Genomic DNA, 18,660 nt, shown 5'->3' with positions numbered 1-18,660 from the left:
GTGCTGGCCCTGCGGGCCATTGCCGGTGCCGTCGTCGGCGGCATCGTCGGCATCGGCATGGCGTTGGCGGGATATGGCGTCTGGGCGCTGGTCGGTCAGCGGCTGGCTTTGACCGCCACGAATATCATCATGGCCTGGGGGGCGGTCTCGTGGCGGCCGGGCTTTTCCGTATCGCGCAAACATATCCGGGAGGTCCTGCACTTCGGCCACCGCATTCTTGGGCTGCGTGCGGCTGAACTGGCGGCGGTGCAGGCGCCGGTGGTGATCATCGGCGCGGTGATGGGGCCGGTACAGGCGGGGTTCTACGCCATCGCCTGGCGCGTTGTCGAAGTTGCGTTCTTTGTGTTGATAACACCGCTTCGGATGGTTGCGCAGCCCGCGTTTGGCGCAATGGCGCGCGGCGGCGGGCGGGCAATGGACCTGTTGCTGGACGTCATGCGCCTGACCGGGTTTCTGGCCTTTCCGGCCTTTGCCGGGCTGGCAATTTTGTCGGAACCGGTACTGGTGCTGCTATTTGGTCAGAAATGGTCTCCGGCCGCGCCGGTTCTGAGCCTGATGTCCGTGCTTGGCATGTATCTGAGCGCGGAAAAGGTGCAGCAGACATTCTGTCTGGCTGCGGGCCGGCCCGGTCGGCTGGCGGTCCTGTCCTGGGTCGAGGTGGGGCTGGCCACGGCGGTGATTACCTTGACCGCCCCTTATGGGTTGCCGCTGGCAACGGCCGGTTTTGTGATGGTTTTCCTGCTGGTCTGGCCATTCAAATTCGCCAATTTGGGACACATAGTCGGGCTCCCCGGTCCCAAGCTGATGTGGCCGCATGTGGCGCCGCTTCTGCTATCGGCAGGCATGGCAGCGGCGGTGCAGGGGGTCGTGTGGAAATTGGACGGCAAGCCGCCGGTTCTGATCCTGCTTGTCGGCACCGTGACGGGCGTTGCAGTTTACGGTCTGCTGGCGGTTCTGCTCCAACGCAACAGGCTGCACTTGCTGATCTCGATGGTTCGCCCGCCTACCACAGCGGGGCACCAAGGCGGAATTTGACGACCTTTTCCTGGTCGTCAGGTTTCCGGAGTCGCGCGGTGATGTTGTTTTCCGTGTCTGACGGGGTTAGCTGAAAATAAGCTTTGGCCGTGTCGCCATTCTTTGTGAAATCAAGCAGTTCTGCCATGTCACCGTTGATCTCAATCGCGGCGGTCTGGACATCGGGCTCACCGATCAGCATCTCGATATCCAGAGGAACCCCGCGCCTGAGAGGGGCTTCCATGACCAGCCGGGCCACCAACGGGGCCTCATTGATTGGGAAAGCTCGGGTTTTGTCATGAGAATTCGGGCCAAAGCGATAAAAGGCGGTGACCAGAATACCCGCCAGAAGCAGCAAATAGCCCCACCGGGTCCATCCCATCCCGCGCCAGATTTTCCGTAACGGGCCACGGTGGGCCCTATCAGGGGCCTGCCGGGCGGCGAAAATCAGAGCGCCGGTAAATGCAAGGCCGGTGGCGAGCAGCCCGAGCACGATCCAGAGCGCCATCGAAAACCCACCGCCCCAAGTGCCGAAATGGAGCATGCTCATCAAAGGTTTCCAAGAGGCGTATCCATGGATGTCATCTGGCGTGAACGCGCCCAGAACCTCGAGTGTTACCGGGTCGATTGACACGCTTCCGGACCCGAAGAACCCAGAATACCCGTCCACAGGCCCGGAAAAACGCAGGCTGTCGGTCTTTTTGCCGGGCAGGAACATGATGGACGGTTCGAACCCGGGCAGAGCGGCGCGCGCGCGCGCTTCGGCCTGATCAATGAGGGCCGAGTTAAAGTTGGCAGGCAGGGCCGAGTCGCGGGGGGTTGGCGGTTCGGGTTGCGGTTGCGCGCTTTCAATCCCCAGGCTGCCCAGCAGGAAATAGAGACTGGTTACAGCGATCAGGATCAGCAGCGGTGCTGTCCAGACAGCCGTCAGTCGATGCGCGCCACCGGACCACGAGCGCAATCCCCCCGAACCGCTGGGCCAGCGAAAAAAACCCCTCCAAAAGCGCCGATAGGTGATGAGACCGCTGATGATCTGAAACAGCAGAACGGCCGATGTGGCGCAGATCAGCATGAACACAACCCGCTGTTCGGTCAGGAGTGTGTCATGCAAAGCACGCAGGATGTCACGAAACCCCAAAGGTCGCGTTGCCTCGACAACTGTGCCGGTCACGGGGTCTGTCCAGAAACTCATTCTTTCGCCCCAGCCCGCGCGGCCAAAGGCACGGTCCACGAACCACGGGGTCGGGCGTTTGATGATCAGGAAAATGCCGCTTTCGGGGTGCGCCTCTTTGATGCCGTCATAAGTCATGCCAAAACTGGCCGTGCGTTCTTCTTTGGCCATGGTGGTCCAGATTCCCGAACGGCCGACCGATTCCAGTTCGAAGCCGGCGACAAGCAGCGTGCCGGTCAGAAACATGAACGTAAAAAACAGCGACAGGTGCAAACCCAGCCAGGTGTGGAATTTAAAGAGTGTGTTGCGGATTTTGCGGTTCATCTAAATAGCTGTCAGTTTACAATTCTCGGGCATATTAAACGGAGTAATTGCTTAGGAAACAATAGCCGTACGATTTTAGCGCCCCGGAACGGGGGATTTGGCCCTCTGAGTGATGTTTGGTGCGGGTTATTGTGCGATTTTCATGTAGGTTAGGTGTTGTGCGAATCCCGAACTTCGCGAGATGGTGTGATTGTACCCGAGTATTGGTGGGGTAAGCGGTGCTGTTTGATGTTAAATGAAGTTATGAAAACCATTTCCATTGTCTCGCCTTGCTTCAATGAAGAAGACAACGTGGCGAACTGCTATGAGACCCTGAAGGCGATTTTCGACAAGGAACTGCCGGGCTACAGGCGCGAGCATATCTTTATCGACAACGCCTCGAGCGACCGGACCGTGGAGATCCTTCGCGAGATCGCGGAAAAGGACCCGGATGTCAAAGTCGTGGTCAATGCGCGCAATTTCGGGGTGTTCCGGTCCACCTTCAACGGATTGCGCTATGCCACCGGCGACGGGATTGTCGTCATGCTGCCGGTCGACCTGCAGGACCCGCCCGAGCTGATCCCGGAATTCGTCGAATTATGGGAAAGCGGATATGACGTGGTGGCGGGCGCGCGCAGCACCCGCGAAGAAGGGTTCGTGATGCGCAATGCGCGCGGGCTTTTCTATCGGATCGTCAACGGGCTGTCGGATGTGTGGCTGGAACCATCGGTGGGTGAGTTCCAACTGATCGACCGCAAGGTTCTCAAGGCGGTGCTGGCGCATAAGGATCACTATCCTTACATCCGCGGCATTATCGCAAGCTGCGGCTTTCGCCGGATCATCAAACCCTATGTCTGGAAGGCCAGGGCAAAGGGGCTGTCGAAACACAGCCTGATGGCGCTGATCGATCAGGCGCTGAACGCGATCTTTTCCTTTACGCGGGCGCCGATGCGGTTTTGCACGATCAGCGGGCTGGTGATCGCGATTGCCTGTATTCTGTTTTCGCTCATTTCCGTGGTGCTTTTCTTCGTCAATCCGGATCAGGCGCCGCGCGGGACAACAACCATCATCGTGTCCCTGTTCTTCCTGTCCGGTATTCAGATGCTGTTCATCGGGATGCTGGGAGAATACATCACCTCGATCCACAATCAGGTGCGCGGCGGGCCCATCGTGACCGAGCAGGAACGTATCAATATCGAGGGCCCCGCGCGGGATCCGGCCCTGGCCAGAGAAGAGCATCTGGCATGACACCCCCGTCAAGCCGGGTACGGCAGTGCTGTCTTGCGCTTGTGCTGTTCCTGTGTGCCAGCCCCGTCTGGGCCGCGGATGCACCGGCCACCAATGCAACATTGCCCGAGCTGCGCATGTGGTTTGCGGTCATGTCTGCCGCCGCCGCGCTTTTGCTGGGGGTTTTCTGGGCACGCGGGAAGGGTCTTTTTGGCCTTCTGGGCGCGGTCATTCTGTTGGGCAGTTCGGCCCGGCTGTGGCTGACCCAGCCGCTTTGGTTTCCACGGCTTGAGATCTCGGCCGATCCGCCTGAAAACCTGATCATGCTGGCGCTACTGGCGGCGCAGGCGGTGGTGACCGGCTTTGTTCTGATGCGGCCTGCGGGGCGGGCAATGATCGGTGACCTTGTCGCTGGTGCGGGAATTTTCCGCCTGTTTTTGCTGCTGGTTCTGGTCGCCGCTTTCAGCCTGTCCGCAACGCCTTATGTGGCTTATGGCCATCACGTGGCCTTTGGGCTGCAGATCGGTGTCGGTGGCGCGCTGTCCCTGATCCAGATGGCTACGCTGGTTGCCATGTTCGCCGTGGTGGGGCCGGATCGCATGCCGCGTATTCCGGTCGGTGTCCTGGCGGGTTTTGCGACCTTGGCCAGCGCCATACTGGCCTGGACGGCGTTCGACCGCGTGCCCCATGTTCAGGACGAACTGGCCTATCTGTTCCAGGCGCGGACCTTTGCGGCGGGCACGCTCTGGGCTCCGGCCCCGCCCGAAGCGGCGCAGCCTGCGTTGGAATATTACCTGTTCGACGTGGTCGACGATAAGTGGCTTGGCGTCCCGGCGCAGGGCTGGGGCGTTGTTCTGAGCCTGGGCGTTCTGATCGGGGCACCTTGGGTGATCAATCCAATCCTGACCGGCATATCGGTCTGGCTGGCCCATGACATCGTTCGTCGTGCCGTCAGCCGGGACCGCGCGGATCTGGTCGCGCTGCTCATGGCGACCTCGCCCTGGGTGTTGGCGACCGGGGCGTCTCTGATGACGCATTCAACGATGCTGGTGATGGTCTTGCTCGCCTGGTGGTGCCTGATCCGCGCCGGTGAGGGATCATCCCACAGGGCGGTACTGCTGGCCTTTATCGCCGGGCTGGCACTGGGATGGAGCTTTGTGACCCGGCCACTGGATGCCTTGATTGTGGGTGGGCTGACCGGCCTGTGGCTGTTGCGCCGGTTGCCTGGCGGGTTCGGACAGGTCCTGGCCTGCGCTGTGGGCGGCATTCTGTCCGGGTCTGCTTTGTTTCTGTTCAACTATGGAATTACCGGTGATGCGCTGCTGACCCCGCAATCCGATTACCTGAGCCGATTCTGGCCTGACACAAAGAATGCGTTCGGTTTCGGCCCCCATGTGGGTCCGCCGGCCAAAAGCTGGGGCGCGCTTGATGTCTGGGTCGGTCATAGCCCCGCCGAGGGCCTGCTGAACCTGTTCAACGGTATTGCGGCGCTTAATCTTGAACTGCTGGGCTGGACGTTCGGGTCACTGGTGCCGGTCTGGATCGTCCTGATCTGGCGCAAAACCCTGACCGGGTTTGACCGGGCGATGCTGATGATCTTTGTGGTGCTTGTGGGCGTGCTGTTCTTCTACTGGTTCACGGGCACGTTCTATATCGGCCCACGCTATTGGCACACCGCATTGCTGCCCATTCTGGTTCTCTCGGCCGCGGGGATCGAGGCGATCAATGATCGGTTGCTCGACCGGCACCGGGGCCGGTTGCACTGTATCGTTCTGCTGCTCTGTGCGGTGTCCGTCACCAGCTTCACCTCGTGGCGCGGGGTTTCGAAGTACAACAGTTATGGCGGCTATACCGGTGACATCAGACGACAGGCCCATGCCGCAGGTCTGGGCCATGCGCTGGTCTTCGTCTCTACGACAGGGGAAATAGGGTCTGCGCTATATCTTAATGACCCGTTCCTGCCACCAGACCAGCCGATTTTCCTGCGCGATCTGGGGGCCGAGCAGAACGCGGCCATCATCGCGGCATTCCCAGGGCGCGAGGTCGTCTTTCTGGAAGGTGCCGAATAGGCGAGGTCCTATTCAGCGGCATGCCGTTTGTTGGTGGTCACAAAATTGCGCCTGAAGTCATTTGCAAACATCGTCCGCGTAAACCGACCAAGCCCCGATGCATGTTCACCAAAGGTCTCGATCCGCGACAGCAGTGTCGTTTTCACGCGCGGATCGACTTGCGTCTGGAAATCGCGCGGTGCGTCGAACTGATAATCCTGCAGCACACCTTCATATCCCGAATTCCGCCAGGCCTCGACATCGAAGGACGAATTCCAGACGGGTTCGTGTTCCAGGCTTTCCGAGAATGGCACGTGCAGCATCACGGCGCTGTAGTAATTGATGATCGTGTCGAGCATCGTTTGCGCTTCGTGATCATCCTTGTCCAGAAGATCGCTGATGGCCCATTTCAGGAAAACCAGCGCTTCGTCGAGGACGATAAACCGACCGATCATCGAGTATTTACTGAGCAGATTGCCCCCGAGCTCACCGCTGATCAGGTCATCATAATTCTCATCGGCCCAGGCAGCACATTCGGCGCGGCTGGGGAACAGTTCCTGCTGGTTCTCTTCCAGATAGCCGGCCACCGCATCCCGGAAGGGCGCCGGGGCTTGATCAAGGTGCTCCTGCATATGTTTGACGATCAGGAACGGCCGGATGTCGCGCGACCGCGCCAGCCGGAACGCCTCTTCGAAATTGTCTTCGTAATAGAAGATCGTCAGCAGCAGATGGAAAACGCGGGTGTCCAGATAGTCCTGAAACGAGAAGTTCTCGGACTGAACCACCATCTCCTCGGTTTCGACCACAGTCGGGCCGGTATACTGACCCAGGCATCGGGCAACCACACGGTGGAGCGTCTTGAAACCGAATTTCTCGCGGCTGTCGGGATTGGCCAGCGGCGCGCCATGCAACAGCATCAACTGATGTGCAGCCACCCGGCTGACCCCGGTTTCGATCAACTGGTCGACGGCATCCATAAAGGACTCTTTGGTCTCACCCGGCATGCACAGGATCAGCTCACCATAAGATTGCATCCCGTTGGCGTGCAATTCCTGCTGTACTTCGGTGTAGGTATCCAGGCTGATATTGTCGCGTTTGATGTTCTTCAGAACTTCCGGGTTCAGAGACTGGACCGACGAGGTCATCGGCAAGCGACCTTTGGCCTTGCGCATCACCTTGATGATCCGGTCGCCGCGGTTCTTGCCCGTGGTTGTCCGGATGTATTTGGGCCAGTCGTACCGGTCCATCAGATGACCCAGATAATCGGCCACCTCTTCATCCTGCACATACATGCCGAAATTGTCGTCCGCGAAACAGAGCGGGCTGGCATGGTTGATACGAGCCACGATGTAATCCAGATCGGCCTTGGTGCGTTCAAACGAATGGCGGAAGACTTTCGAGTTCGATTTGATCGCCGAGTTGCAGAAGGCACAGGTAAAAGGACAGCCGCGTGCCAGTTGCATCAGTGCAAACAGGCCGGTGTCAAAGAACTTGTCCATCAGACCCGCAAGATAGGGGGATGGGATCTCATCCAGATCCCGGATGCGGGGCGGTTCGCTCCCGCGCAGGATCTCACCAGTTTTGGGATGGACGAAGATCGCGCCATCAACGGCCTCCTCCCACATGCCTTCGCGGCGGGCACCCACGTCGATGAAACGTTGCAGCGTGCTCAGAAAGGCGCGCTCGCCCTCATAGGTGGGGCCGCGCACATGCATGTCGATCTGCGGCATCGTCCGGATCCAGCTGTCCTGTTCCTCTTCGGTCAGTGGGAAATTGGGCCCGCCCATCAGGGTCAGGGCATCGGAATTAACTGCCTTAACGTAATCGGCAAAGGACAGGGCCAGATGATGGTTCCAGGAATAGCTGGAAAAACCGATCAGATCGGGCGGGGCCGTGTCGATTGCGGTTTTCAGTTCCTGGGGATCACGAAAAATTGCAACATCAAGCGGTGCGGGACTTTTCACATAAGCTTTGGCGAAAGTTGCGAGATTTCCGACACCCAAAGGATAGGTGTCTGATGTTGCAGTAACGAGGTTGTGGCCGAGATCGGCAAGGTAAAGACGCATTGGTTAACTATCCTCGTGGTACAGTTCTCAAGTCAAATTTCTGACTCCATAGTCGGTTCGGTCTTGGGTGGCTTTTGAGCCAGAGTAATATATTTGAGCATCTTTCACACCTCCTGTTGCCAGGGAAAGCGATCCGTCAACACTCGGGAAATCAGGATGAAGGCCAGGATGGCGGCCGGCAGGACGATCAGCCCCTGCGCAATGATTGGCTGAAACCCCATGGATAGCAGGCTCTCCAACGACAAGGCATTGAAGGCATAAACCACCAGATAGGATAGGATATAATAAGGCAATCGACCCAAGCCCTTGGTGTCGAAAACAAGCCGGGCATGGGTCATGAAGTTCCACAGAACCCCACCGGAAAACGAGATGACCAGCGCGACCTGCGGGGACAGGCCGGACAGGTTCAGAATGGTAAACAGGGCATAGCCGAACGCCGTGTTCAAAACGCCGACCATAGCGAAGCGCATGAAAGATTTTTTTCGGGGGACAAGCAGTTTCTTCACATCTGTCCCTCTTCGACCCTGAGAATGTCGGCCACACCCGAGGCGATGTCATGATGTGGTGTGAATCCGGCCTCTTCCCGCAGCCTGGTCACGTCCGCGGCCAGACGGTCCGGATCGTTTGCAGCGCGCGCAATTGCACCCAGCCGGATCAAATCAGGGTGGTGCATTTGTTTTGCCACCTCATCAACGAGGGTCCGTACCGGGATCGCCGTGCCGCTGGCAACATTGGCCGCGCCGGTCACGTCGCTGTCCAGCAGCTGTGACAGCGCGCGAGCCAGATCGCCGACATGCAGGAAATCGCGCTCCTGCACCCCGTCGGTGCAATCCACCGGCTGACCTGCCTTGAGGTTGGAAATCAGATCGCCGAACAGCCGCCCCGGCGGCTCGCCCGGACCGTAGACAAAAAAGATACGGGCCCAGGCCAGAGAAATGCCAAGCGCATCCTGCCCCGCGCACAGTGCCAGACCGGTTCCGGCCTTGGCCGCTCCATACAGGGTGCGAGGCCGCAGGGGGCTTGTTTCGGTCAGTTCCGGCACAGACCAGTCATATTCGGCGCAGCTTCCGGCGCAGACGGCGCGCTGACCGCCGCTGCGCGCGAATTCCTGCACCAGATGCAGCGTGGCGGCCATCCAGTCCAGATTGGCTTTCGATGTCCAGCGGTCGCGAGGCCCGTCATGCCAGGCCAGGTGCAACAGGTGGCTGGCCCGGGCGGTCTCAAGGGCCGTTGCGGTGGCGTTGGGATCCAAAATATCGCAAGGGATGTCGCAGGCCGGGTTGCGGCCCAACGTCACGACCTCGTGCCCCGCCTCTGTCAGGGCCGGAGCTGTCGCACGACCGATCAATCCGGTCACCCCGGTCAGCAAAACCCGTGCCATCAGCTGATCCTGACCTCCGGCACGGCGATTGCGAACCGGGTGCCGTGGGCTTTGAGGTCGGACAGCTGCTTGGTGACCTCGTCACGGATGTTCCAGGGCAGGATCAGCACGTAATCGGGGGGATTATCCCTGAGCACGTCGACCCCGTGAACGGGAATGTGGCTGCCGGGCAAAAGCGTGTTCTGTTTGGCCGGGTTGAGGTCGACACAGTACGAGATCAGCTCGGGTCCGACCCCGGCATAGTTCAGCAGCGTGTTGCCCTTGGCCGCGGCGCCATAGGCGGCGACGGTTTCGCCCTTGGCTTTGGCGTCTTCCAGAAAGGTGACCAACCCGTCGCGCAGTTGTTCGACCCGGGTGGTAAAACCCTGATACCCTTCGGCCCTGTCCAGCTGTGCGGCCGCTTCATCCGCCCGCACCTTGGCCAGCCCCGGCCCTTCGGCATGGGAGGCCCCTTGCAGACAGGCAAAGACTCGCAGCGAACCGCCATGGGTGGGCAGTTCCTCGACGTCGAACACCCGCAATCCAGCCTCGGCAAATATTGCCTCAACCGCCAGAAGCGACAGGTAGGAGTAATGCTCGTGATAGATCGTGTCGAACTGGACCTCGTTGATCAGGTTAAGCAGGTGCGGGAATTCGACCGTGTAAACCGCATCACCGGACAAAAGCGTGGCAACCCCGGCCACGAAATCCCGGATATCGGGCACATGCGCCAGCACATTGGCGGAACAGACAAGCGCGGGCCGGGGTTCTTCGGTCACGACTTTTCGGGCGGTTTCCTCACCGAAATATTCGACCCGCGTCCGCACGCCTTTTTCCTCGGCGGCAGCGGCAACATTGCCCGAAGGTTCAATCCCCAGGACGGGGATTCCCTTTTCGACGAAATACTGAAGCAGATACCCGTCATTCGATGCGATCTCGACCACCAGATCGTCCGGCCCCAGCCCAAAGCGGGTCACCATTTTCTCGACATAGGCTCTGGCATGAGCCAACCAGCTTTCGGAATAGCTGGAGAAATAGGCGTAGTCCGCATTGAAAATCTCGGACGCGGGGACCGCGTCATCGACCTGCACCAGATAGCACGTGCTGCAGACGCGGGCATGCAGCGGATAGCGCGGGCAGGGCGTGTCCGCCTGTTCGGGCGGGACATAGGAATTGGCCAGTGGCGACAGGCCCAGATCCACCAATGTCAGGGATAGCGGAGCGGCGCAGTTGCGGCAAACGGGTTGTGTCATTGCGGCATCCTCCAGCGCAAATCCTCGCTCAGCGTGCCATTGTTGATATGTTCTTCCAGCGCCTTCAGCCGCATCAGCGGCGAGGATCTGAAATCGGCGTCGCCAAAATTGATGTCGTTCAGCAATTGCAGCAGATCCCGGATGGTTCCGTCCAGCGTCTGGACCGGCTGATGCGTGGGGGCAAGTTGTTTATAAAGCGAAAAGTCGACCTTGTAGGACCGGCTGTCGGGCGAGGCGTCGGGATTGATCGAATAGCTGGCCCCCGGGACCGCTTCGGCCACGGATTGCGCCAGATCGCGGATCTGGTAATTCCATTCATCCGACCCGGCATTGACCGCCAGCCACGGGCCTCCGGCCTCTTCGGTCCGGGTGATCGCCCAGTCGATGGCCCGCGCCATGTCGCGCACATCGATCAGCGGCCGCCACGGGCTGCCATCGCTGAGGACGGTGATCTTGCCCGCGGTAACAGCGCAGGCGGCAAAGTCGTTCAGCACCAGATCCAGCCGCAGCCGGGGCGACGGCCCGCAGGCGGTGGCAAAGCGCAGCGCGGTGCGCAGCATGCCCGGCGTGTTCATCGCCTCCAGCGCCCGTTCGGTTCCGATCTTGCTGCGCGCATAAGCGGTCAGCGGGTTCAGGGGTGCATCCTCGGACCGCGCGTCGCCTTCGGCGAAGCCATAGACAGAACAGCTGGAGGCAAATACAAAGCGCGACACGCCGGCCTCGGCGGCCAGATGCGCCGCCTGAACAATGGCGTCCTGATTGATCTCGGTGGTGACGGTTTCAAACCGTGCGCCCATCGGATCGTTCGAGACCGCCGCCAGCGCAACAACCGCGTCGGCCCCCTGAAACAGCGAGGCGTCGATATCGCGGATATCCGCGATGATCTGCTGATTCAGCACCCGTTCGGGCCACGCATCATGTGTGGTCAACCGGTCCGAGAAAAACCCGGGATCGACCCCGATTAGGTTGGCGTTGGAGTAGGATTTCCGCAAGGTGGCGGCCACGACGGGGCCGATATAGCCCAGATTGCCAAGCAGTATGATTTTCGGAGCAGATCCCAGCGTCATTCCCAGACCTTCCATGGAGTATTGCCTGTCTGCCAGCGTTCCTCAAGCTGACGACGGTCGCGGAGCGTATCCATCGGTTGCCAGAACCCTTTGTGGCGGAACGCCATCAGGTCGCCGTCTGCTGCCAGTGTCTCAAGCGGGGCACGTTCCCAGATGTCCAGATCCCCATGCAGCAGCTCACCCACTGACGGGTGCAGCACAAAGAATCCGCCATTGATAAAGCCGCCATCACCCCCGGGCTTTTCGGCGAAACGGTCGATCCGGTCGCCCTCCAGCTCCAGTGCGCCAAACCGTCCCGGCGGCACCACCGCAGTCAGCGTCGCGCGTTTGCCGTGGTTCTTGTGGAACGCGACCAGCGAACTAACATCGACATTCCCGACCCCGTCCCCGTAGGTCATGCAAAAGGCCTCTTCATCCTTGAGCAGATGCATGACCCGGCGCAGCCGCCCGCCGGTCTGGCTGTCCTCGCCGGTATCGACCAGCGTCACACGCCACGGTTCCGATTTGCTGTTAGCAATCTCAACCCCGCCGCTAGCCAGATCAATGGTGACATCCGAGCTGTGCAGGAAGAAATTAGCGAAATATTCCTTGATCACGTACCCCTTGTAGCCAAGGCAGACGATGAAATCGGTGATGCCATGAGCGGCATAAATCTTCATGATATGCCAGATGATCGGTTTGCCCCCGACCTCGACCATGGGCTTGGGGATCCTGACGGTTTCCTCGCTGAGCCGGGTCCCTAAACCACCGGCCAGAATAACGCACTTCATAAAATTGCTCCCTCGTTAACAACGAAGTCAGCCACCAATTAACCTGACGTGACTTTTTTCTCCAAACACTCCGCAACAGTAGGACGTGAGCGTTGGTTTCCTGTCAAGATTCACAAAGTCATTGGTCGGGATGTTCCGAATTTCTTGGCGCTCCAGCATCAGTGAATACACAATATGCGTAGTTGGAAGGTATTGTTGACTTACCCGGGAATGCGGGTGTGTGATCAAAATTCACCAGAAGCCGCATTCTGAACTGAGAAAACAAAAAAGGGCAAACCCGAGCTTTCAATAACGAGAACGCCAGAGATTTAACATTCGTGTTCTGAAAGGATCGGGGCAATCCTGGTGTTTTAATTATCTTTAATACTCAACAATTTGCGGCGAAACATCCCCTTTGTTGAAGATGGAGGTGACCTGGCCTTTCAGAGGGTTTTGGTTGGTTCCCGACGGTGAAGCGGCCGATCTGCGCATATCCTCTGGCGCCGCACTGAACCTCGGTTTTGGGCAATGGCGATACGCTCAGTCATCAGCCGCAGGGACAGATTATGACGAACAAGGTTTCCCTTTGGTCTGCTAACATGATTTTGTTGTGAATCACAGGTATCCTCCTGTAGCTTAACGGCAGTGGTTTTAGTGCGGATGTTAGTCATTTGAAAAAAGATATTGTTCCCGTTGTTATCATTGGTGGTGGTCCCGCAGGACTGACAGCAGCCTATGAACTCCAGAAATTGAGCGACACACATGTGCCCCAGGTCTATGAGGCCTCGGACATGGTTGGTGGTATCTCGCGAACCGAAACCCACAAGGGCTATCGCTTCGACATCGGTGGCCATCGGTTTTTCACCAAAGTCGGCGAAGTCGAAGACATGTGGCACGAGGTGATGGGCGACGATTTCATCACCGTTCAGCGCCAGAGCCGCATTTTCTACCGCGGTAAGTTTTACGATTATCCGCTGCGTATCTTCAACGCTCTCGGCAATATTGGCCCCTACGAGACCTACAAGATCATTGGCAGCTTCATCAAATGGAAACTCCGGCCCAAAAAGCAGGAGGACACGTTTGAGGAATGGGTGATCAACCGCTTTGGCGGGCGGCTCTATTTGCATTTCTTTCGCAGCTACACCAAAAAGGTCTGGGGCATTCCGCCGTCTGAAATTCGGGCCGACTGGGCCGCGCAACGGATCAAGAACCTGTCGCTGCCCAAGGCCGTCTGGAACGCAATCTCCGGGGCCAATGACACCGCCAGCCTGATCGAGGAATTCCAGTATCCGCGCCTGGGTCCCGGCATGATGTGGGAAAAGACCCGCGATCTAATCAAGGAACAGGGCGGCAGCGTCGAGACCCATTCCGAAGTGGTAAAGGTGAACCGCGATGGCAATCGCGTGACCTCGATCGAGGTGCGCCACTGGACCGAAGATGCTGAAAAACGCATCGAACAGGTCGAAGGGGAAGAGTTCATCAACTCGATGGCGGTGCGCGATCTGATCCACGCCTTTGACCCACCGCCACCACCCGAAGTTGTCGAGGCCGCGGACCGCTTGCGCTATCGCGATTTCTTGATCGTGACCCTGGTCCTGGATCACGCCGATCCGTTCCCGGACAACTGGATTTACATCCATAGTCCAACCGTGAAAGTCGGGCGCATCCAAAACTTCCGGGCCTGGTCCAAGGAGATGCTGCCGGATCAGGATACGTCATCCATTGGAATGGAATATTTCTGCCAGAAAGGCGATGGTCTGTGGTCGTCTTCAGATGAAGATCTGAGAAAGCTTGCCAGTGAAGAGCTTGAAAAGCTCGGCCTGGCCAAGGCGGACACCGTCATCGACAGCGCCATCATCCGGCAACCCAAAGCCTATCCTGTCTATGATGGCGAATACAAAGAGGCGCTGGACACGGTCAGTGACTGGCTGAAGACGCTTGAGAACTTTCAGACTGTCGGCCGTAACGGTTTGCATCGCTACAACAACCAGGATCATTCGATGCTGTCGGCAATGTATGCGGCCCGCAATATCATGGGTGAAAACCACGATATTTGGGATGTGAATGTCGAGAGATCCTATCACGAGGAATTTGAGGCCCATCCCAAGAAAAAGAACTTGTTAGAGAAAGGCTTCAGTAAACGCACCGCGCTCTGATCCCCGGGAGTCGCATCGATTGCGGATTTTGGTCGCTGTGAACATCTGCGCCGGATGGCCCCGGAAAGTTGTCTTTGGAAAGTGCCGGAGCTTTGGTAATGTTGCCCGAACAGATTGAGGAGCACGTTAATTACGAACAGAGCCTATTTGTTTACTCAATCCAACCAAATCCGATAAGTTTGCTGCATTGATGACGTATCGCACATGCAATCCATCTAATTGGGACAAAAATCGCAACTTGGTGAGGATTACATGGTATCAACAAATTGGTTGATTGCAGAAACATACATTCGGCTGAAAGACAGGGTGTCTTTCACGGGGTAGTCTTTGACAGTCGTGTTTGATGAGTTCGCATAAGATGTGATGGTATTACGATTTTTTATATTCCTGACTGCACTGGCCAGCATCGCATTGACTGGCCAGGATGTCGCGGCAGAACTGGCGGGAAAGACTGCTCTGGCGGGCGGAACATCGCCGTATTTCGTCGCAAGTAACGCTCTGTTTCTGTATATCTGGGTTCCACTGGTCGCAATGTCGGTTTCGGCGCTGTTCTTGGCACCAGGCTTACTTTTGGCATGGGGCATCGCCGCGCCTGGGGAGCGCTTTGAACATTGGCTGCTCAAAGGGTTCACTTTCTCTTTGTTTGGATTACCAGCTGTCGCGGCGGCGGTGCAGACTGTCAGCGGCATTCCGATGACAGGGACAGATTTTGTATTGCTGAGTGTTCTGCTCTGCCTGCCCGGCATTGGCCTGATCTCCGCCCGGTCCGGCCCGGATCTGTTTCAGGGCCGGGGCTGGGATGTCGCAGGCATGATCCTGTTGCCGCTTGCGGTGTTGATTTTAATGACGCCCAAATTCTATTGGGAGGCCCTTAACGATGACGGCGCACACAGTTTTCTGAACGCGATGCTGTTTTCAACCCGCGGCTTACCGTTCTGGCCGCCGGATTCCGGTGCGATTGGTGGATATCCAACCCCTAAAATGGTGACGGAAACATTCATGCAGGCCGGTTTCATGCGGTTTCTTGGGCCGTATGAAGTGTCCATCCGCCTTGCCTATCTGCCGGGTGTTTCCATCCTGTTCGGGGTCATGCTGTCTTTTGTGCGCACTCCCGAAGGGCGCACTGGCCCACGGACCGTTCTCGGACTGGGAGCAGCCCTGCTGCTGTTTTCCTTCGTGATGGCGTTTAACCCGTCTTATTATCCGTATTTTGCCGACATTGCCCTGCCCATGACGCGCGAGCCGATGATTTTGCTCGGGGTGCTGGGCTATATCCTGTTCTTTAACGAAAGGAAGTTCGGGTGGATGGCGGTTGTGTCCACGCTGGCCCTGCTGACTGCGCCAAACGGTATCCTGCTTATCGGTTTTTTCCTTATTTCCTACTTCATTCTGACCCGGCCGTTTCCGGTCCGGCAGGTGATTGTCGGAGGCGGGATTGCCATCGCCATCGTGCTCCTGGCATCACTCGTTGAAATAGCGCTGGCAAAGCTGGGGCTGACAAGCACATCCAGGGAATTCAATACGGGCAGCATTTTGCGGCGCCTGCGGTTTGTTACGGTTTTCGATACCGGACGGATTCTGTTCTGGTTGTTGCCTTGCGGGATTCTGCCCGGGCTGGCTTTGCTGGCGTGGCCCTGGCAAGACAGGCTGTCCAGGACACTGACACTGACGGTCATCGCTTATGTTCTGTTCTTTTATGTCCAGGCCTATCGTATCCTGCCGCACCATTTTGCACCCGCTGCCGTCATACCCTTGATTGTCTTTTGGCGGTTGCGCCCGGTTCAGGTGGCCCCGACGCCTGCGCTGGCATGTGCGCTGGCCGGGCTTGCGGTCAGCGCATGGATCAGTTGGCCCGACACATTGCGCCCGTTTACCCAAACCCGGGATCTTGGTCATCGCATTGCCATTGAGACTGGTCCAGCCCCCTTTCCCGACCTGGAAGAGATCCACGTCGTGCAAGCGCTTATTTCCGAGGCCTTTCCACCAATCTGGTCGCAGGCCGAGCTTGAAAACCGCTATGTGGCTGGTCGATTGTCGGTTTATGTTCATGCCAGAATGTTCACACCCGAACCCTCTATCGCAGACTATTTCGTTCGTGCAGCAGCACAACCGTTGGCAGAAGGTGAAACCGTGATTGGTGAAACAGAGGAAGGCTGGGTTCTGGTGGCAAGAGATCAGGCAATCTACGAGAAAGATCTCCGGAACACCGACGTTCCGATCAGTATCGCGCGCGCCTATCGTGTGCCACTTGATACCATTTTCGGGCAGGGTGTACGCGAGACGCCACATCCGGTCTGGGATATCGCGAAAGTAGTCGGGCTAAGATAGCCAAAGATTGTCTAGTAGTTGATTTGCCCAAGGCACCAGAAGCGGGCAGTTAAGTGGAGAACTTTATGAAGCAGAATCTTACCAAGCTGGTTGAAACATATCCGGTCCTCCAGAAACCCGCCTATCTTGCCTATATCGGCGTGGTCAGCGCCCGGAATATAAGCCGCCGCTTTGCCATGAACAATCTTGGCTACCTGCCCAAGCGCGTCTCGGACAGGGGCCAGGACAGTTGGGTAATCAACGAGGTCTATAACGGCAAGCGCAACGGGTTCTTCGTTGAACTCGGTGCCGCTGACGGGTTTTCCGATTCAAACACGTTCGCTTTGGAAAAACACTATGGCTGGACCGGGCTTCTGATCGAACCTAACCCGGTCAACTACAACAAGATCATCAACTGGCATCATCGCACGGCCACCCCGGTTCCGTTGGCGGTCGACCCCGAACCCGGCCAGCTGGAATTCATGATCGATGGTCAGCGCAGCAGCCTGCTGGTGGATGAGGCCGACAACATGACCGAGCGCCGGGCAACAAAACTGGCCAAGTTCAGGAAAAAGGGTAAGGTCGTCACGGTCGAGGCCGTGCCTTTGGACGAGGTGTTCGATCGCTACAATGCCCCCAAAGATATCGACTATTTCAGCCTGGATGTCGAAGGGTCTGAAACACGCATCATGCGCAACTTCCCGTTCGACAAATACCGTTTCCTGGCAATGACAATTGAACGCCCGACGCCAGAACTCAACGAGTTGCTACTTGCCAATGGCTACCACTTCGTGCGCAATTCGCTCTACGACACGTTCTATGTGCATGAAAGCAACCCGCGTTTCGACCAGATCGAGAAATTGCCGTTCGAACAACTGCCAGCGAAACAATTCTGACACGGCACCAGATGCAATTTCTATGTCACGCAAGCCGCGAGGTACGGCTGGCACCCGCGCGACCTCTGACATGTTGAATTCGCCTTGTTAGCTTTAGCGCGAAGTCTTGAGTACAAGTTCAGGTCATCAAGTACGCCAGGCGCTCAGGTCACGCTCGAGCATATGCTCGAGCATTTCTATTTCCGGCAACAGTCTGTCCCGCAAGATGGCGCGGGCCCGGGGCGGCATTTCAACGCCCCGCTTGAGGTTGAACTGAGACAGCCGATCCCGGATTTTCCAGCGCATCTCTTGCGGCATGACATATCCGATCAATCCGGTGATCGGATTGGGTTTCATCAGGAAATCCTGAAACAGACGGTTGCGGGGCACCCCCCCGGCATTGAGCTGCGAGGATACATCCGGACGAAACCCGGTATCCGCCCCGATGAATGCGGTGATGTCGGCAATCAGTGCCTGCGGGTCCGTCTGAAGGTCTTCGTAGGTTCGGATCAGGAACTGGTCACGATCAAACAGGCTGAAATAGCGCGCCAACTGCTCGGCATAACGCGGAAAGCGGGAATATCCGAACAAGGGCTGCCACCCCGCAGCCAGCCGCTCCTCTTCCGCGTCAAGCGCCGCGGCGAAATCGTCCAGCGGCTCGATACGCTGTTTCACGGCATAGAGATAATGGGACAGCGCCTGATCGATCGGATTGCGCAGGATCACCACCATGCGCACCTGCGGGATGTGATGGTGAATCCGCTCGGGGGCTTTGGGCGAATAAAGGTACAGCGGCGAGGCTTCGCCGCATATGCTGTTTGCGGGGGCGGGGGCGAACAGGGCGCGATACGTTTCGATATCGACCACCGAATTATTGATGTAATCTGCCCCTGGTCCTTTGCAGTTCAGCGCCTCCCCCTCAAAGCTGAAGAAGTTCGGTTCTTTCGCCGAGGGCATGAAGACACTTGGGTTCTGCCGCAAATAACTGTGCAGAGCCGTGGTTCCGGCACGCGCGGCACCGATGATCAGGAAATCAGGCAATCCGGTCATCTGCACGCCCTGTC

At 57.9% G+C, this 18,660-nt stretch carries 14 protein-coding genes; 6 read left to right on the top strand and 8 right to left on the bottom strand.

The genetic code is table 11. The features are described from left to right. On the top strand, positions 1–1,035 hold a 1,035-nt coding region (locus GOV91_RS19885; protein WP_171236732.1), incomplete at its 5' end, for an oligosaccharide flippase family protein. On the opposite strand, the gene GOV91_RS19880 is transcribed toward GOV91_RS19885, so the two are convergent. Further along, positions 1,004–2,509: a PepSY domain-containing protein gene (locus GOV91_RS19880; RefSeq protein WP_171236731.1), complete on the bottom strand. Its 1,506-nt coding sequence runs from the start codon at positions 2,507–2,509 to the stop codon at positions 1,004–1,006. The genes GOV91_RS19885 and GOV91_RS19880 overlap by 32 nt on opposite strands. A gap of 228 nt (positions 2,510–2,737) precedes the next feature. Here GOV91_RS19880 and GOV91_RS19875 point away from each other — a divergent pair, with 228 nt between their 5' ends. Together GOV91_RS19875 and GOV91_RS19870 are read left to right on the top strand one after the other, a co-directional pair. Then, positions 2,738–3,736, top strand: coding sequence for a glycosyltransferase (locus GOV91_RS19875; RefSeq protein ID WP_217352045.1), 999 nt, complete (start codon positions 2,738–2,740; stop codon positions 3,734–3,736). Beyond that, a complete protein-coding gene (locus GOV91_RS19870; RefSeq protein ID WP_171236730.1) occupies positions 3,733–5,784 on the top strand; it encodes a glycosyltransferase family 39 protein in 2,052 nt (683 codons plus the stop codon). Before GOV91_RS19875 ends, GOV91_RS19870 begins: the two co-directional genes overlap by 4 nt. 8 nt (positions 5,785–5,792) lie before the next feature. Here GOV91_RS19870 and GOV91_RS19865 read toward each other — a convergent pair whose 3' ends face one another. From GOV91_RS19865 to rfbF, 6 genes are all read right to left on the bottom strand, one after another. Beyond that, positions 5,793–7,829 carry a radical SAM protein gene (locus GOV91_RS19865; protein WP_171236729.1) on the bottom strand — a complete coding sequence of 679 codons (2,037 nt, stop codon included), beginning with the start codon at positions 7,827–7,829 and terminating at the stop codon, positions 5,793–5,795. 104 nt (positions 7,830–7,933) lie between these two features. Further along, complete coding sequence (locus GOV91_RS19860) at positions 7,934–8,299, bottom strand: GtrA family protein (RefSeq protein ID WP_171236728.1); 366 nt, start codon at positions 8,297–8,299, stop codon at positions 7,934–7,936. Positions 8,300–8,331: 32 nt separating this feature from the next. Continuing rightward, positions 8,332–9,210 carry an NAD(P)-dependent oxidoreductase gene (locus tag GOV91_RS19855; RefSeq protein WP_171236727.1) on the bottom strand — a complete coding sequence of 293 codons (879 nt, stop codon included), beginning with the start codon at positions 9,208–9,210 and terminating at the stop codon, positions 8,332–8,334. Then, positions 9,210–10,442, bottom strand: a complete 1,233-nt coding sequence (locus GOV91_RS19850) for a class I SAM-dependent methyltransferase (protein ID WP_171236726.1) — start codon at positions 10,440–10,442, stop codon at positions 9,210–9,212. Before GOV91_RS19850 ends, GOV91_RS19855 begins: the two co-directional genes overlap by 1 nt. Then, positions 10,439–11,524: an NAD(P)-dependent oxidoreductase gene (locus tag GOV91_RS19845; RefSeq protein WP_217352044.1), complete on the bottom strand. Its 1,086-nt coding sequence runs from the start codon at positions 11,522–11,524 to the stop codon at positions 10,439–10,441. The genes GOV91_RS19850 and GOV91_RS19845 overlap by 4 nt, the downstream gene beginning before the upstream one ends. Further along, positions 11,506–12,279 carry a glucose-1-phosphate cytidylyltransferase gene (rfbF, locus tag GOV91_RS19840; protein WP_171236725.1) on the bottom strand — a complete coding sequence of 258 codons (774 nt, stop codon included), beginning with the start codon at positions 12,277–12,279 and terminating at the stop codon, positions 11,506–11,508. The genes GOV91_RS19845 and rfbF overlap by 19 nt, the downstream gene beginning before the upstream one ends. A gap of 650 nt (positions 12,280–12,929) precedes the next feature. Here rfbF and GOV91_RS19835 point away from each other — a divergent pair. The 3 genes from GOV91_RS19835 to GOV91_RS19825 all read left to right on the top strand — a co-directional run bounded on the left by GOV91_RS19835 (position 12,930) and on the right by GOV91_RS19825 (position 17,617). Continuing rightward, positions 12,930–14,414 carry an NAD(P)/FAD-dependent oxidoreductase gene (locus GOV91_RS19835; protein WP_174836822.1) on the top strand — a complete coding sequence of 495 codons (1,485 nt, stop codon included), beginning with the start codon at positions 12,930–12,932 and terminating at the stop codon, positions 14,412–14,414. 363 nt (positions 14,415–14,777) lie between these two features. Beyond that, complete coding sequence (locus GOV91_RS19830; protein ID WP_171236724.1) at positions 14,778–16,742, top strand: hypothetical protein; 1,965 nt, start codon at positions 14,778–14,780, stop codon at positions 16,740–16,742. Positions 16,743–16,807: 65 nt separating this feature from the next. Continuing rightward, entirely contained in the window at positions 16,808–17,617 is an 810-nt protein-coding gene (locus GOV91_RS19825; protein ID WP_171236723.1) for an FkbM family methyltransferase, read from the top strand. A gap of 126 nt (positions 17,618–17,743) precedes the next feature. Here the strand turns inward: GOV91_RS19825 and GOV91_RS19820 are convergent, their stop codons facing one another. Next, a complete protein-coding gene (locus tag GOV91_RS19820) occupies positions 17,744–18,646 on the bottom strand; it encodes a sulfotransferase (protein ID WP_171236722.1) in 903 nt (300 codons plus the stop codon). Positions 18,647–18,660: the final 14 nt, after the last annotated feature.

It is taken from the genome of Ruegeria sp. HKCCA6837 (assembly GCF_013034475.1).
Classification (GTDB): domain Bacteria; phylum Pseudomonadota; class Alphaproteobacteria; order Rhodobacterales; family Rhodobacteraceae; genus Ruegeria.
This window is presented reverse-complemented; position numbering and strand designations above follow the sequence as displayed.